The 14,828-nt window shown below is 71.0% G+C and carries 16 protein-coding genes; 12 read left to right on the top strand and 4 right to left on the bottom strand.

The genetic code is table 11. The annotated features are described in order from the left end of the window. Positions 1-5 precede the first annotated feature (5 nt). On the top strand, positions 6-1,256 hold the full coding sequence (locus tag P5G50_RS04045; protein WP_301211850.1) for an MFS transporter: 1,251 nt from the start codon (positions 6-8) through the stop codon (positions 1,254-1,256). Here the strand turns inward: P5G50_RS04045 and P5G50_RS04040 are convergent. After that, complete coding sequence (locus P5G50_RS04040; RefSeq protein ID WP_301211849.1) at positions 1,253-2,317, bottom strand: lactonase family protein; 1,065 nt, start codon at positions 2,315-2,317, stop codon at positions 1,253-1,255. The genes P5G50_RS04045 and P5G50_RS04040 overlap by 4 nt on opposite strands. 83 nt (positions 2,318-2,400) lie before the next feature. Here P5G50_RS04040 and nucS point away from each other — a divergent pair, with 83 nt between their 5' ends. Then, a complete protein-coding gene (gene nucS / locus P5G50_RS04035) occupies positions 2,401-3,096 on the top strand; it encodes an endonuclease NucS (RefSeq protein WP_301211847.1) in 696 nt (231 codons plus the stop codon). A gap of 20 nt (positions 3,097-3,116) precedes the next feature. Here the strand turns inward: nucS and P5G50_RS04030 are convergent, their stop codons facing one another. Further along, positions 3,117-3,440 carry a histone-like nucleoid-structuring protein Lsr2 gene (locus P5G50_RS04030; protein ID WP_301211846.1) on the bottom strand — a complete coding sequence of 108 codons (324 nt, stop codon included), beginning with the start codon at positions 3,438-3,440 and terminating at the stop codon, positions 3,117-3,119. Positions 3,441-3,574: 134 nt separating this feature from the next. Here P5G50_RS04030 and P5G50_RS04025 point away from each other — a divergent pair, with 134 nt between their 5' ends. From P5G50_RS04025 to P5G50_RS04015, 3 genes are all read left to right on the top strand, one after another. Next, the gene (locus P5G50_RS04025) at positions 3,575-3,994 is read left to right on the top strand and encodes an SseB family protein (protein WP_301211845.1); all 420 of its coding nucleotides are present in this window, start codon (positions 3,575-3,577) and stop codon (positions 3,992-3,994) included. Between the two features lie 54 nt (positions 3,995-4,048). Next, positions 4,049-4,726 carry an HAD hydrolase-like protein gene (locus P5G50_RS04020; RefSeq protein ID WP_301211844.1) on the top strand — a complete coding sequence of 226 codons (678 nt, stop codon included), beginning with the start codon at positions 4,049-4,051 and terminating at the stop codon, positions 4,724-4,726. Positions 4,727-4,809: 83 nt separating this feature from the next. Then, entirely contained in the window at positions 4,810-5,214 is a 405-nt protein-coding gene (locus P5G50_RS04015; RefSeq protein ID WP_301211843.1) for a hypothetical protein, read from the top strand. Between the two features lie 85 nt (positions 5,215-5,299). Here the strand turns inward: P5G50_RS04015 and P5G50_RS04010 are convergent, their stop codons facing one another. Then, positions 5,300-7,189, bottom strand: a complete 1,890-nt coding sequence (locus P5G50_RS04010; RefSeq protein ID WP_301211841.1) for a BglG family transcription antiterminator — start codon at positions 7,187-7,189, stop codon at positions 5,300-5,302. Positions 7,190-7,418: 229 nt separating this feature from the next. Here P5G50_RS04010 and P5G50_RS04005 point away from each other — a divergent pair, with 229 nt between their 5' ends. From P5G50_RS04005 to P5G50_RS03980, 6 genes are read left to right on the top strand one after another with little or no spacing between them, the layout of a single operon-like run. Further along, positions 7,419-7,727: a PTS sugar transporter subunit IIB gene (locus P5G50_RS04005; protein WP_301211840.1), complete on the top strand. Its 309-nt coding sequence runs from the start codon at positions 7,419-7,421 to the stop codon at positions 7,725-7,727. 56 nt (positions 7,728-7,783) lie between these two features. Next, positions 7,784-8,050 (top strand): HPr family phosphocarrier protein, encoded by a 267-nt coding sequence (locus tag P5G50_RS04000; RefSeq protein ID WP_301211839.1) that lies wholly within the window; start codon positions 7,784-7,786, stop codon positions 8,048-8,050. Between the two features lie 14 nt (positions 8,051-8,064). Then, a complete protein-coding gene (gene ptsP, locus P5G50_RS03995; RefSeq protein WP_301211838.1) occupies positions 8,065-9,738 on the top strand; it encodes a phosphoenolpyruvate--protein phosphotransferase in 1,674 nt (557 codons plus the stop codon). A 52-nt stretch (positions 9,739-9,790) separates the two neighbouring features. Next, on the top strand, positions 9,791-11,413 hold the full coding sequence (locus P5G50_RS03990; RefSeq protein WP_301211837.1) for a PTS mannitol transporter subunit IIBC: 1,623 nt from the start codon (positions 9,791-9,793) through the stop codon (positions 11,411-11,413). Continuing rightward, on the top strand, positions 11,410-11,847 hold the full coding sequence (locus P5G50_RS03985; RefSeq protein WP_301211836.1) for a PTS mannitol transporter subunit IIA: 438 nt from the start codon (positions 11,410-11,412) through the stop codon (positions 11,845-11,847). The genes P5G50_RS03990 and P5G50_RS03985 overlap by 4 nt, the downstream gene beginning before the upstream one ends. Further along, positions 11,844-13,007: a mannitol-1-phosphate 5-dehydrogenase gene (locus P5G50_RS03980; protein WP_301211835.1), complete on the top strand. Its 1,164-nt coding sequence runs from the start codon at positions 11,844-11,846 to the stop codon at positions 13,005-13,007. Before P5G50_RS03985 ends, P5G50_RS03980 begins: the two co-directional genes overlap by 4 nt. Before the next feature lie 56 nt (positions 13,008-13,063). Here the strand turns inward: P5G50_RS03980 and P5G50_RS03975 are convergent, their stop codons facing one another. Then, entirely contained in the window at positions 13,064-13,630 is a 567-nt protein-coding gene (locus P5G50_RS03975; RefSeq protein ID WP_301211834.1) for an RBBP9/YdeN family alpha/beta hydrolase, read from the bottom strand. Between the two features lie 88 nt (positions 13,631-13,718). Between P5G50_RS03975 and P5G50_RS03970 the strand changes: the two genes are divergently transcribed. Beyond that, positions 13,719-14,828 (top strand): type III polyketide synthase, encoded by a 1,110-nt coding sequence (locus P5G50_RS03970; RefSeq protein WP_301211833.1) that lies wholly within the window; start codon positions 13,719-13,721, stop codon positions 14,826-14,828.

Raw genomic sequence — 14,828 nt, 5'->3', positions numbered from 1 at the left:
CGCCGATGTCGCAGCCGACCCCGACCTCCACCCGCAGCCGCCGCGAGCTCACCGCCTGGCGCAACGCCGTCTTCGTGGTGTTCATCCTGAGCGGGCTCGCGACCGCCAGCTGGGTCGCCCGCATCCCGGGCGTCCGCGACGAGCTGGGGCTGGGCACCGACCCCTCGGCGGTCGGCCTGCTGATCGCCGGCATGTCCGCCGGCGCGATCATCGGCCTCGCGGGGTCCTCGTTCGTGCTCGTGCGCATCGGACCGCACCGCGGGATGGTCGCCACCCTGACGACGGCCGCGATCGGTACGGCCTTGATCGGTCTGGGCGCGACCGTGCTGCACGCGGTGCCCGTGGTCGCCGTCGGGCTCATCCTGCTCGGACTGGGCAACGGGATGCTCGACGTGATGATGAACGTCGAGGGCACGGCCGTCGAGCGCGAGCTCGGCAAGACGGTGCTGCCGCTCATGCACGCCTGCTTCAGCCTCGGCACCGTGATCGGCGCCGGTCTGGGCGCCGCGGCCGCCGCTCTGCACATCGCCGTCGCGTGGCACCTCGTCGTCGTGGCTGTGATCCTCGTGGTCGGCGGCGTGGTGGCGGTCCGGTTCATCCCGCGCGAGGCCGACCTCGGCGACGAGGCGGCGGACGCCCCCAAGCAGCCCTTCGCCGAGCGGTTGCGCACCTCGCTCGCCGTGTGGGCCGACTGGAAGCTCATCCTCATCGGCGTGGTCATGCTCGGCATGGCGTTCGGCGAGGGCTCGGCGAACGACTGGATCTCGCTCGCCGTCGTGGACGGCCACGGCCAGGAGAACTCGACCGGCGCGATCGTGTTCGGCTGCTTCGTCGCCGCGATGACCGTCGGGCGCGTGGCCGGAGGCCCGGTCGTCGACCGCATCGGGCGGGTGGCCGCCATCCGGATCACCGCCGCGATGGGCGTCGTCGGCCTCCTGCTCTTCATCGTCGGAGGGCCGATGTGGGTGGTCGTGATCGGGACCGTGCTGTGGGGCCTCGGCGTCTCCCTCGGCTTCCCGCTCGGCATGTCGGCCGCGGCGGACGGAGCGGCGAACCCGGCCGCGCGCGTCTCCGCCGTCGCGATCATCGGCTACTGCGCCTTCCTGGTCGGTCCGCCGATCATCGGCTTCCTCGGCAAGGAGGTCGGCCTCCTGAACGCGCTGTACCTCATCGTGGTGCTGCTGCTGGCGTCCTTCTTCGCGGCCCCTGCCGTGCGGCAGGCCCGCCGGACCGCGGATGCAAACGCCGGCGCCTAGACGAAGAGCAGGCAGACCGGCGTCGGGATCTCCGACGAGGTCAGGAAGCGGAGCTCCCGCGTGCCCGCGTCGAACGCGAACACGGTGACCTCGTCCGAGTCCTGACAGGCCACGAGCAGCCGGTCGCCCTCCGGCGAGAGCACGAGGTCGCGCGGAGTGCGGCCGTGGGCCGGGACCACCGCCTCCATCACCAGGCCTGATGTCGATGCCTCGAAGGCGAACACCGCGATCGTGTCGTCGCCCCGGTTGCTGACGAGCACCGTGCGCCCGTCCTCGGTGAGCCGCACCGCGGCCGACGTGTTCTCGCCGGTCGGCAGCGCCTCCCCCGCCGCCACCGCCGCGCGGGTGGAGGCTCCGCCCACGAGCGTGAACCGGTCGCCCTCGCGGCGCAGCACGTGCAGCACATCGTCGAGCTCGCCGACGACGAGTGCGTGGCGGCCGTCCGGGTGGAAGACCAGATGGCGCGGGCCCGCCGCGCCGAGCGCCACAGTGGCGTCCTCGCGCAGAGTGAGCGCACCCTCCTCCGACAGTGCGTACCAGCGCACCTGACCGAGGCCCAGGTCGACCACGACGACGTCGCCGGTGACCGGGTCGACGCTCAGCTGATGGACGTGCGGACCCTCCTGGCGCGCGTCGTCCGGGCCGCGCCCCTCGTGCTGCACGAAGGCGGTGCGCTCGCCGATCGAGCCGTCTGCGTTCAACCTCCACACCGACACGGACCCGCCGCTGTAGGTGCCCGCGAGCAGGAACCGCCCGAAGGGGTGCACGAGCAGGTGCGCGGGATCGGCGCCTCCGCTCGACACGCTCCCGAGCGGAGTGAGCGCGCCGCCGTCGTCACGCGCGAAGGCGTGCACGCGGCCATCGGGGCCGGTCTCCTCCACCGCGTACACGGCGCGGCCGTCCGGGGCGGCGGCCACCCAGGAGGGGTTCGTCACCCGGGCGGCGACCGTCGCGTCGTCGATGCGGTCGCCGTCGAAACGGGCGGCGACCACCCCCTCCGCGTGACCGTCGACGTGCGGGAGGCGCTGCGTGTACGTGCCGATGAGGAGGTCGTGAGCCATGCCCACATCCTGCCAGCGGGAGCCGCGGGCGTCGCGCGGTTGACAGGGCGTCGGTCACCGGCACCGGCCCGTAGGATGTCACGGTGCGTCTCGTCATTGCCACCTGCTCCGTCGACTACGCCGGCCGTTTGAGCGCGCACCTGCCGCTCGCCACGCGCCTGCTCATGCTGAAGGCCGACGGGAGCCTGCTCGTCCACTCCGACGGCGGCTCCTACAAGCCGCTCAACTGGATGAGCCCGCCGTGCACGCTCAGCGTGATGGAGCCCGACGACGACCAGCGCGCTGCGGGCATCACCGAGGTGTGGCGGGTGACGCAGGCCAAGACCGCCGACATGCTGATCGTCGCGGTCCACGAGATCCTCAGCGACACCGCGCACGAGCTCGGCGTCGACCCCGGGCTCCAGAAGGACGGCGTGGAGGCTCACCTCCAGAAGCTCCTCGCCGAGCAGATCGAGCTGCTCGGCGACGGGCACACGCTCGTCCGGCGCGAGTACATGACCGCGATCGGGCCGGTCGACATCCTCGCGAGGGACGGTGCAGGAGGCGCGGTCGCCGTCGAGCTCAAGCGCAAGGCGAACATCGACGCCGTCGAGCAGCTGACCCGCTACCTGGAGCTGATGAACCGCGACCCCGCGCTGTCGCCGGTGCGCGGCATCCTGGCCGCCCAGAGCATCGCCCCGCAGGCGCGCACCCTCGCAGAGGATCGGGGCATCGAGGTGCTGCTGCTCGACTACGAGGCGATGAAGGGCGTCGAGAGCCGCATCCCGACGCTCTTCTGAGCGCTCAACGAGCCGGAGGGCTAGTTCGCGGCGTCGTACGCCTCGATCACGTGCGCGGCGACCCGCCCGCGGTCGCTGACCGAGAAGCCGTTGTTGCGCGCCCACTCACGGATCTCGTTGAGGTCCCGCTGCTGCGCCGGACGGCTCCCGGTCGTGGAGCGCTGGAGCGAGCTGGTGGTGCGGGCCGCGTCGATGAACGGCTGCAGCGCGGAGGCGAGCCGATCGCGGTTCTCATCGGAGAGGTCGATCTCGTAGGAGCGGCCGTCGAAGGCGAAGAAGACGGTGGAGGCGTCCTCCGAGCCGTCGATGTCGTCCAGAATCGTCTCGATGACTTTGCGCGCCATTTCCACACCTCTCGCGTGAATGAATATCCGTGAATTTCGGGCTTGTACCGAAAAGCCTATCCAATACTTCCTGAAATCCAGCCAGCGAATTCACGAATAGTCGCATTCAGCATTTCCTCGTATCATGGATGACCATGCCCGCCCCGCGCTTCCCGCAGAGCTACCGCAACCTCCCCGTCCGCTCCGCTCTGACCGCCATCGCCGCCGAGCCCACCCTGGAGAACCTCCAGAAGCTGCTCGCCGCCGCGGTCAAGGGCGGCCTGGTGGTCGACGTCACCGGATCGACGCCGCAGGACACGCGCCTGCGCACGATCAGCTCGACGACGGGCGAGCCGGTGCTCCCCCTCTTCACGTCGATGGATGCGCTGCGCGCGGCCGTCGCCCAGACCGCCGAGGGAGAAGGGTCGCGCGTGCAGGCGGTCATCGTCCCGGCGACGGAGGCGCTCGGCTTCATCCGCACGGCGCCGTTCGTCGCGGTGCAGTTCGATCCGGGCGCCGAGAACACGATGGTCGTCGCCCGGTCGCACATCGAAGAGGCTCTCGGCCCGGCCTGAGCACAGCCGACGCGGAGCGATCGTCCGGATACGTCACATATATTGGGTGGCGCTATGACCGATACCGCTCCGACCGTCACCCGCACCTGGACCTGCGTCCTCTTCGACCTCGACGGCACCCTCACCGACTCCGCCCCCGGCATCACCTCCGCGCTCGTCCGCATGTTCGAGACGATCGGCCGCCCCGTGCCGACACCCGTCGAGCTGGTGGAGTACGTGGGCCCGCCGCTCCTGGAGTCGCTGCAGTCGATCGGCGGCATGACCGAGGCGGAGGCGCGGGACGCTCTCGGCGTCTACCGCAGGTACTACGCCGAGCGCGGCGCCTTCGACAGCGCCGTCTTCCCCGGCATCCGCGGCCTGCTGGAGCGCCTGCGCTCCGCCGGCGTCCCGCTCGCCATCGCGACGAGCAAGCCCGAGACGCAGGCCACACGCATCCTCGAGCACTTCGGCCTCGCCCAGTACTTCGAGGTCATCACCGGCGCCACCGACGACGAGAGCCGCAGCGCGAAGGCCGACGTCGTCGCGGAGGCGCTGCGCCGCCTCGAGGAGCGCGGCATCGACCTCGGCCACACCGTCATGGTCGGCGACCGCAGCTACGACGTGATCGGCGCCGGCGAGCACGGCCTGCCGACGATCCTCGTGGAGTGGGGCTACGGGTCCCCCGCCGAGGCGGCCGGAGCGATCGCCGTCGTGCACTCGGCTGACCAGCTGAGCTCGCTGCTGCTGGGCTGAGAGCGGGGAGGGCCGCGCGGCCGCCTGCACGAGTAGGCTGTTTCGTTGGCAATACCGCACCGCATACAGCACTAGGAAGAATCATGCGCACCCGCAACACACTGTTCCCCGCCGCCATCGTCGCGGCTCTCACCATCGCCTCCCTCGCCGGCTGCTCCGGCACCGCGTCGGAGTCGGGCAGCACCCCCTCGGCGTCGGCCACGCAGGCCGCGTCGGAGAAGCTCCCCTCGGACTTCCCGAAGAGCGACGTCCCGCTCGTCGACGGCCAGGTCGTCGTCGCCCGCGGCGACAAGGACAACGGCTGGTCCGTGACCGTGCAGCCGAAGAACAACAGCGGCTTCGCCGACGCGAAGTCCGCGCTCGAGAAGGCCGGCTACACGCAGCAGGCCGGCGGCACCGAGACCAAGGTGATCTACACCAGCGACAAGTACACCGTCGCGGTCGGCACCCCCGGCGTCTCGGTCACCTACACGGTCACCGCGAACTAGCCCCACTCGAGTCGGCAACAGCCGAGTACGCAGAGAATGCGCCGATTCCTCGCGAGTCGGCGCATTTTCTGCGTACTCGACAGTTTCAGGAGTCGATGATGCGGACCAGCTCGTCGATGAACGCCGTGAAGGTGTCGGCCCGACGGATCAGGCCGAGCACGGCCTCCCTGTCGCTGAACACCTCCACGAACTGGTCGAAGACCGTCTGGAACGACGCCCGGCCGTTCGCGTCGAACGCGATGAAGGCGATGACGTTGACGCGCGCGTCTCCCCAGTCGATCGCGGTGTCGTTGACGACGATCGCGATGGCGGTGCGCTTGGCGCTCATGGTCATGGCGTGCGGCACGGCCAGGGTGTCGGTGAAGGCGGTGGAGGACATCTGCTCGCGCTCGACCGTCTGGTCGACATAGTCCTCGTCGATCGCCCCGACCGCGATCATCCGGTCGCCGAGCGCCCGGATCAGCGTGATCGGGTCGCGCGCGTAGAAGTTGCGCAGGAACAGGCGCTCGTCGAAGTAGCGCAGCAGGTCGTCCTTGATCCCGGCCCGGCGGCGCTGGCGGCGGATGCGCGCCGCCGCCTGGCGGATGTGCTCGATGTCGGTCTCGGTCAGGAACGGCTGCACGATGACGGCGTTCTCGCGTCGGCCGTGCGGGTCGATGGTGGTCAGCACCAGGTCGGCGTCGATGCTCCCCCAGTCGGCGTCGGTCGAGGTGATCACGCGGGTGATGTCGAGCTCGTCGCCGAGCGTGCTCACCAGCCGGTCGCGGAGCAGGATGTGCATGTCGTAGTAGTTCGGGCACACCACCGCGCAGGTCACCGCGTCGCGCCGCCGCGACTGCTGCTCGAGGTAGGCGCCGACGTGCATGGCGATGTAGGCGATCTCGTCGTCGTTGACCTCGATGCCCTCCGCGCTCTGCAGGCGGCTGGCGATGTAGACCGACAGCTCGTAGATCAACGGGTACGAGCTCTTGATGGAGCGGGTGAGCGGGTTGCGGGAGTAGGTGTTCTCGTGGGCCCGCGCGACCAGGTTCTGCACGTGCAGGGTGAGCCGCACGATGAAGTTCTCGTCGCGGAGGTCGACCAGGTACTCGGCGGAGGCGCGCGCGACGATGCCGCGCACCACCTCCAGGTGCTCCTCCTTCACGAACTCCTCGACCGGGTCGCGGCCGGCGCCGGGTGCGATCACGCGGGTGCGGAGCAGAATGGCGAGGTAGCGCAGCTCGGTCGGGTCGAGCTCCACCTCGAAGTGCCGCTGGATCAGCCCGCCGAGGTCGCGCGCGAGGATGCCGATGGTCTCGCTCACCTCCACGTCGGACGCGTCGGGCAGCACCCGGTCCTTCGAGAACCGGTCGAGGGCGACGGCCATGTGCAGCAGCACGTCGTTGATGCCGTACTCGTTCACGAAGAAGCCGCGCGCGTCGAGCATCTCGATCAGGTCGGATTTGAAGGCGGCGAGCCCGGTCGAGGGGAACGCCTCCTGGATGCGCGCGACATCGACCACGCCCTGCCGCATCTCCTCGCGGAACAGGCGGCTGATCAGCTTGCGGCGCGCGATCTCCGGCCCGGTCAGCTCCACCACACCGCCGTGGCGCTGGAGGCCCAGCTCGGTTCCCGCGAGCAGCCCGCGCAGCCGGGTCAGATCCGACTCGATCGTGGAGTCGCTGACGAAGAGGCTCTCGGCCGTCTCGTAGACGTCGACGCCGTCGGGCTCGTCCAGCAGCCGCCGGGCGAGGAAGACCAGGCGCTCCTGCGGCGAGCCGGGGGCGAAGTAGGAGGCTCCCGCATCGGGTGCGGCGGCCTCCGCCTGGTAGGCGGCGTACGCGTCGGTCCGCACCCGGTAGCCGCTGGCTCCCGACTCCACGAGTTCGCCGAGGGCGGCGGCGTAGCTGCGGATGCTGCGGGTGGTGACGCCGAGGTCATGGGCCAGCTCCGCCGCCGTCACCCAGGCGGCACGGCGCGCGAGGATGTCCAGCATCCTCGTCTGCCTCGCCGAGAGCGCCACGCGACCTCCCCTTCCCACCATGAGTCAACCACCTGCGGACGGCCCGGCGGGGGTTTCCGCATCCGGCTTCCGCACCCCCGGAAGAAACGCTGCTGGAGGGGCGTAAGGCGGCGGGGTGACGATGAGAGACGATCAACCCGCTGTACCCGTACCAACCCGTTCCATCGGCTCCACCCGCTCCATCCCGAAAGGCAAGTGATCGATGAGGATCGTCGTCGTGTGCGGCGCCGGTGCGTCCAGCACCTTCGTCGCCGTCAAGCTGCGCAACGCTGCGGCAGCGCGCGGCGTCCTCGCCACGGTCGAGGCCGGGAGCGTCAGCCAGCTCGACTCGCTCGACGGCATCGACGTCGTCCTCGTCGGAGCGCACCTCGAGGCCGGCGTCCCCGCTCTGCGGGCCCGCGCCGCCGCCGTGCGCACCGCCGTGGCCGTCCTGCCGCCCGTCTCCCCCGCCGCCCTCGACGGCGACCGCGCCCTGGACCTGGTCCTCGACGCGAAAGCGGCGGGAGTATGAGAGCACGAGCCACCAGCGCCGCACACCGGGGCGCGGAACCACAGAAGGAGACACACATGGCTGAGCGGATCATCACCGTCGGATCGACCCACGGGCTGCACGCGCGCCCGGCGAAGCTCTTCGTCGAGGCCGTCAAGGGCAGCGGCGCGAAGGTCACGTTGTCGAAGGAGGGCGGCAAGACCGTCGACGCCGGCAGCATCCTCGGCGTCATCTCGCTGGGCATCGACCACGGCGACAAGATCGTCCTCAGCACCGAGGCCCCGGACGGGGAGGCCGTGCTCGACGACCTCGCCGAGATCATCGCCACGGACCACGACGCCTGATCATGGCCGGGACGATGACTGACGTGCTGACCGGGGCCGGCATCGGGCAGGGCGTGGCCCTGGGACCGGTGCTCCGCATGGCCGACCCGCTGCCCGAGCCGTCCGACGCGCCGAGCTCCCGTGGTGCCGAGGAGGAGAAGGCCCGCGTCGCGCAGGCCGTCCAGACCGTGGCCGCCGACCTCCGCGACCGCGCGGGCAAGGTGAGCGGCACCGCGGCGGACGTGCTGGAGGCGCAGTCGATGATGGCAGAGGACTCCACCCTCGCCGACGACGTCGCGCAGCGCATCGACGGCGGCAAGACGGCCGAGCGCGCGGTCTTCGAGGGCTTCGCCGTCTTCCGCGACATGCTCGTGAGCCTCGGCGGCTACATGGGCGAGCGCGCCACCGACCTCGACGACGTCGCGCAGCGCGTGATCGCCGCGCTCGAGGGCCGGCCGGCTCCCGGCGTGCCGGAGTCGGACACCCCGTACGTGCTCGTCGCCCGCGACCTCGCGCCGGCCGACACCGCGCTGCTCGACCTGACCAAGGTGCTCGGCCTGGTGACCCAGGAGGGAGGCCCGACCTCCCACACCGCCATCCTCGCCCGCGAGAAGGCGATCGTCGCGGTCGTCGGCGTCGCCGGCGCCCAGGACCTGACCGACGGCACGGAGGTCGTGCTCGACGCCGCGGCAGGGGCGGTCACCGTCGCCCCCTCGGCCGACCAGCGCGCCGACGCCGAGCGCCGCATCGACGAGCGCCGCGCCGCGCTCTCGGGCGGCCTGGAGCCGGGAGCTCTCGCCGACGGCAGCGCCATCCCGCTGCTCGCGAACCTCGGCTCGGCCGACGGCACGCAGAAGGCGCTGGAGGCGGGCGCCGAGGGCGTCGGACTGTTCCGCACCGAGTTCCTGTTCCTCGACCAGCGCATGGCGCCGACCGTGGAGCAGCAGCGCGAGCAGTACATCCGGCTGCTGCAGGCGTTCCCCGGCAAGAAGGTCGTGGTGCGCGTGCTCGACGCGGGCGCCGACAAGCCGCTCGAGTTCCTCAACGACGCGCACGAGGACAACCCGGCGCTCGGCCTGCGCGGCCTGCGCGCGCTGCGCGCCAGCGAGGACATCCTCCGCGAGCAGCTCACCGCCCTCGCCGAGGCCGACGCGCAGACCGAGGCCGACCTCTGGGTCATGGCGCCGATGGTCGCGACGGTCGAGGAGACCCGGTACTTCGTGCGGCTCGCCACCGAGTACGGCCTCAAGACCGTCGGCGTGATGGTCGAGGTCCCTTCGGCCGCGCTGCTCGCCGACCGGGTGCTCGAGGAGGCCGCGTTCGCCTCCATCGGCACCAACGACCTCACCCAGTACACCCTCGCCGCCGACCGCCTCCTCGGCTCGGTCGCCGGCTTCCAGGACCCGTGGCACCCCGCTGTGCTGCGGCTCATCGGCGAGGTGGGAGCGGCGGGAGCCGCCCGCTCCAAGCCGGTGGGCATCTGCGGCGAGGCCGCGGCCGACCCGCTGCTCGCGGTGGTGCTCGTCGGACTCGGCGCGACCACCCTCTCCATGTCGCCGGCGGCCCTCGCCGACGTGCGGCTCTCCCTCAAGCGCTACACCCTCGACCAGGCCCGTTCCCTGGCCGAGATCGCCCTGGCCGCCGACGGCGCGGCCGACGCCCGGGAGGCGGTCCGCGCGGCCGCATCCCGCTTCACCTCCCCTGCATAGACCCGGCCGGCCCCCGCCGACCTCAGCAGCCCGACAGAAACGAGGCACCGCAATGACATCGACGACAGTGACGTCGACGACGAAGAAGCCGGGAGGCGCGCGCGTCCACGTGCAGCGCTTCGGCACCTTCCTCTCGAACATGGTCATGCCGAACATCCCCGCGTTCATCGCGTGGGGGTTCATCACGGCCCTGTTCATCTCCACCGGCTGGCTGCAGAACACCGGCTGGGACATCAACGGCATCCTCGGCGGGTTCGGCGAGCAGTCGAAGATCGGCTGGCAGGGCGCCATGACGACGCTCGCACAGGACGACAACGGCAACGTGAGCGTGCTTTACACCGGCCTCGTCAGCCCGATGATCACGTACCTCCTGCCGCTCCTCATCGCCAACACCGGCGGCCGCATGGTCTACGGCGTGCGCGGCGGTGTCGTCGGCTCGATCGCGACCATGGGCGTCATCGTCGGGTCGACCATCCCGATGTTCATCGGCGCCATGATCATGGGCCCGCTCGGCGCGTACCTGATGAAGCAGGTCGACCGGCTGTGGGAGAACAAGATCAAGGCCGGCTTCGAGATGCTGGTCAACAACTTCTCCGCCGGCATCCTCGGCATGCTGCTCGCGATCGGCGCCTTCTTCGGGATCGCCCCGATCGTGGAGTGGCTGAGCTCGGTCCTCGGCGGCGCGGTCAACTGGCTCGTCTCGGCGCACCTGCTGCCGCTCGCGAGCATCCTGATCGAGCCGGGCAAGGTGCTGTTCCTCAACAACGCCATCAACCACGGCGTGCTGACCCCGCTGGGCGTCGAGCAGGCGCAGCAGACCGGCAAGTCGATCCTGTTCCTGCTGGAGGCCAACCCCGGCCCCGGCTTCGGCATCCTGATCGCGTACTCGATCTTCGGTCTCGGCATCGCCCGCGCGAGCGCGCCCGGTGCGGCCCTGATCCAGTTCGTCGGCGGCATCCACGAGATCTACTTCCCGTACGTGCTGATGAAGCCGATGATCATCATCGCGGCCATCCTCGGCGGCATGACCGGCATCGCGATCAACGTCACCTTCGGCTCCGGCCTGCGTGCGCCGGCCTCCCCCGGCTCGATCATCGCCGTGCTGCTGCAGACGCCAGGAGACAGCTTCGTCGGCGTGATCCTCTCCGTCATCGGAGCGGCCGCGGTGTCGTTCATCGTCGCGTCGATCATCCTGCGGGCCAGCCGCAAGCGCGACCTGGCCGCCGGCAACGCGGGCGACCTGTCCGCCGCGGTCGCGCAGACCGAGGCCAACAAGGGCAAGTCGTCGTCGGTCCTCGAGGGCCTGGTGAACGAGGGCGAGCACGACGCCGGCGACGCCCAGGGCGACGGCACCGACCGCCTGGTGCGCAACATCGTGTTCGCGTGCGACGCTGGCATGGGCTCCAGCGCGATGGGAGCATCCGTGCTGCGCAACAAGATCAAGAAGGCCGGAGTGGAGGGGGTGACGGTGTCCAACCAGGCCATCGCGAACCTCGACGGCACGGCCGACCTGGTCATCACGCAGCGCGAGCTGACCGACCGTGCGAAGGGCCAGTCCCCCGACTCGGTCCACGTGTCGGTCGACAACTTCATGAACAGCCCCAAGTACGACGAGGTCGTCGACCTCGTCAAGAACCAGCAGGGCGCGACGGCGACGGAGGATGCCACGAAATGACCGACACGATTCTCGACCGGGCGAACGTGGTGGCCGCGGGTTCCGCGACCACCCGGGAGGACGCGATCCGGGAGGCGGGTGAGCTGCTCGTCGCGGCGGGCGCCGTCGACCCGGGCTACGTCGACTCGATGCGGGCGCGCGAGGAGACCGTGTCCACCTTCATGGGGAACGGCCTCGCCATCCCGCACGGCACCAACGAGTCCAAGGACGAGATCAAGCGGTCTGCCCTGTCGTTCATCCGCTACTCCTCGCCGCTCGACTGGGGCGGCGAGGAGGTGCGGTTCGTCGTCGGCATCGCCGGGCAGAACAACGAGCACCTCGACATCCTGTCGAAGATCGCGATCATCTTCTCGGAGGAGGACGACGTGCAGAAGCTGCTCGACGCCCCCGACGCCGACGCGCTGTACGCGCTGCTGGGAGATGTGAACGAATGAAGGCCGTCCATTTCGGCGCCGGCAACATCGGACGCGGCTTCGTGGGGCTCCTGCTCCACGAAGCCGGGTACGAGGTCGTCTTCGCGGACGTCAACGCCGAGCTGATCGACGCCCTGGCCGCGGCAGACTCGTACGACGTGCACCTGGTCGGCGAGGACTCCACGACCAAGACCGTCACCGGCTTCCGGGCGATCAACTCGGCCACCGACGAGGAGGCGCTGGTCGCCGAGATCGCGTCGGCCGACGTCGTCACGACCGCCGTCGGTCCGCGCATCCTGCGGTTCGTCGCTCCGGTGATCGCGCGCGGCCTCGCCGCCCGGGTGGAGGGTGCGCCGAAGCTCGCCGTCATGGCGTGCGAGAACGCGATCGGCGCGAGCGACCTCCTCGCGGCCGAGCTGCTGGACGGCCTGGCGGACGACGAGCAGCGGGAGTCCCTGGCCGCGCGCGCGGTCTTCGCCAACACGGCGGTCGACCGGATCGTCCCCGCCCAGGCGCCCGACGCCGGCATCGACGTCACGGTCGAGACCTTCTACGAGTGGGTCGTGGACCGCACGCCGTTCGAGGGCTCAGAGCCGGCCATCCCGGGCGCTCACTTCGTGGACGCCCTCGGCCCGTACATCGAGCGCAAGCTCTTCACGGTGAACACCGGCCACGCGACGGTCGCATACACCGGCTTCGCGGAGGGTGCCGCCACGATCAGCGAGGCCATGCAGCTCCCCGCGGTGCGAACGGCGGCCGAGGCGGCCCTGCGCGAGACGTCGGCCGCGCTGTCGGCCAAGCACGGCCTCCCCGAGTCCGAGCTGGCGGCCTACCGCGCCAAGATCCTCGAGCGCTTCACCAACCCGTACCTGGTCGACGAGGTCACCCGCGTCGGGCGCGAGCCGCTGCGCAAGCTCGGCCGCAACGACCGCTTCATCGGCCCGGCGGCCGACTATGCGGAGTACGTGGGCGGCATCCCGTCGGCCCTGCTGAAAGCGGTCGGAGCGGCGCTCCGCTTCGACGTCCCTGAGGACACCCAGAGCGTCGAGCTGCAGCAGATCCTGCAGGAGGGCCGCCCGGAGGCGATCGTCGCCGAGATCATGGGCATCGAGCCCGGCCACGCCCTCCACGAGCCGCTCGTCGCGGTCGTGCGGGAGGCGCAGGAGGCCGTGAACGGCTGACGCGTCGCCATCTCGGCTGGAAGCGGCGGGTGCCAGGCGCCCGCCGCTTCTGCATGTCAGCGTGGGACGATGGCGGTCGTCTCGTCCCGCGCCCACGCCAGCACGGAGGGCCAGTCGCCGTACCCGGCCGCCAGGTCGAGGTGGCCGCCGCCCGGGATCGTCGTGACCGGGATGCCGAGCGGGGCACCGTACGCCGCCTCCGCCCCCTCCGGGCAGTACGGGTCGGCGTCGGAGGCGACGATCGCGACCTCTCCCGCCGGCCGCGTCACCGCGAGCCCGGCGAACGGCGCGATCTCGGCGATGCCGGCCACGACGTCCTGCGAGGGCGGGGCCACGAGCAGCACACGCTCCACCGCTCCCTCGTCGGCGGGGCGCGCTCCCAGCCAGAGCAGGCAGCCGAGACTGTGGCAGATCACCGTCACCGGCGCACCGTCGGCGGCGGCCTCCTCGAATGCGGCGGCCGCCGCCTCCCGCCATGCCTCCACCGTCGGCGACGAGGCGTCGGGAAGCTGCGGGTAGACCACGCGAGCACCGTCGCCGGTCAGGGCGGTCGCGAGCTCGCGCTGCCAGTGGCCCGCCGGCCGGAAGTTGTCCCAGCCGTGGAGGAGGAGGAAGGCGCGCATGAGGCGACGTTAGCGCCTCCCCGGTACCACCGCTTCGGGTTCGCTGCGACCTGGCAGCCGAACCTCGCGCCGGTGGTACGTTGCGCTTGTGAGCCGAATCGTAGCGGTGGCGCCGGTGCTCCCCGCGCGAACCTACAGCCAGGAGGAGATCACCTCCGCCCTGCTCGCGATGATCACCAGCGACCCGTCACGGCAGGCCGTCATGCGCCGCATCCACGCGGCCAGCGGGGTCGAGACGCGCAGCCTGGTGATGCCGCTGGAGCGGTACAGCTCGATCGGCTCGTTCCAGGAGTCCAACGATTTCTTCATCGCCGAGGGCACGACCCTCGCTGAACGAGCGGTCACCCAGGCCCTCGAGCACGCGGGGCTGACGCCGCAGGATGTCGACTACCTCCTCTTCACCTCCGTCACCGGCATCGCAGCGCCCTCGATCGATGCGCAGCTCGTGCAGCGGCTGGGGCTGCGGCCCGACGTCAAGCGGCTGCCGAGCTTCGGGCTCGGCTGCGTCGCCGGGGCCGCCGGCATCGCCCGCGTTCACGACTATCTGGCCGGGCATCCCGGTGAGGTCGCCATCCTGCTGTCGGTCGAGCTGTGCTCGCTGACCGTGCAGGCCAGCGACGACTCGATGGCCAACATCGTCGCCAGCGGGCTGTTCGGCGACGGCGCCGCGGCGGTCGTCATGGTCGGCGACGAGCGGGCGGAGGCGCTGGGCCTGCCGGGGCCGGAGGTCGTGGACACCCGCAGCCGCATCTACCCCGACACCGCCGACGTCATCGGCTGGGACATCGGCGGCACCGGCTTCCGGATCGTCCTCAGCGCCGGCGTGCCCGAGGTGATCGACAACAACTTCGCCGGAGACGCCCGCGGCCTCCTCGCAGCGCACGATCTGACCGTGGAGGACGTGGGCGCCTGGGCCGCGCATCCTGGCGGCCCCAAGGTGCTCGAGGCCTTCTCCCGCGCGCTGGACCTGCCGGAGGGCGCGCTCGACGCAAGCTGGCGGTCGCTCGCCCGCGCGGGCAACCTGTCGTCGGCGGCAGTGCTGCACGTGCTCGCGGAAGAGGTGGACCAGCATCCGGCCGGCACCGTCGGGCTGCTGTTCGCGCTCGGGCCCGGAGTGACGAGCGAGCTGGTGCTGCTGCGCTGGGCGGCCGGGTCTGCAGCGCAGGCCGGGCCGGTGGCGATCGGCGAGGCGGCATGA

The organism is Leifsonia williamsii (genome assembly GCF_030433685.1).
GTDB classification, from domain to species: Bacteria; Actinomycetota; Actinomycetes; order Actinomycetales; family Microbacteriaceae; genus Leifsonia; species Leifsonia williamsii.
Note: the sequence above shows the minus strand (reverse complement) of the source record. Positions and strands in the feature narration are given on the sequence as shown.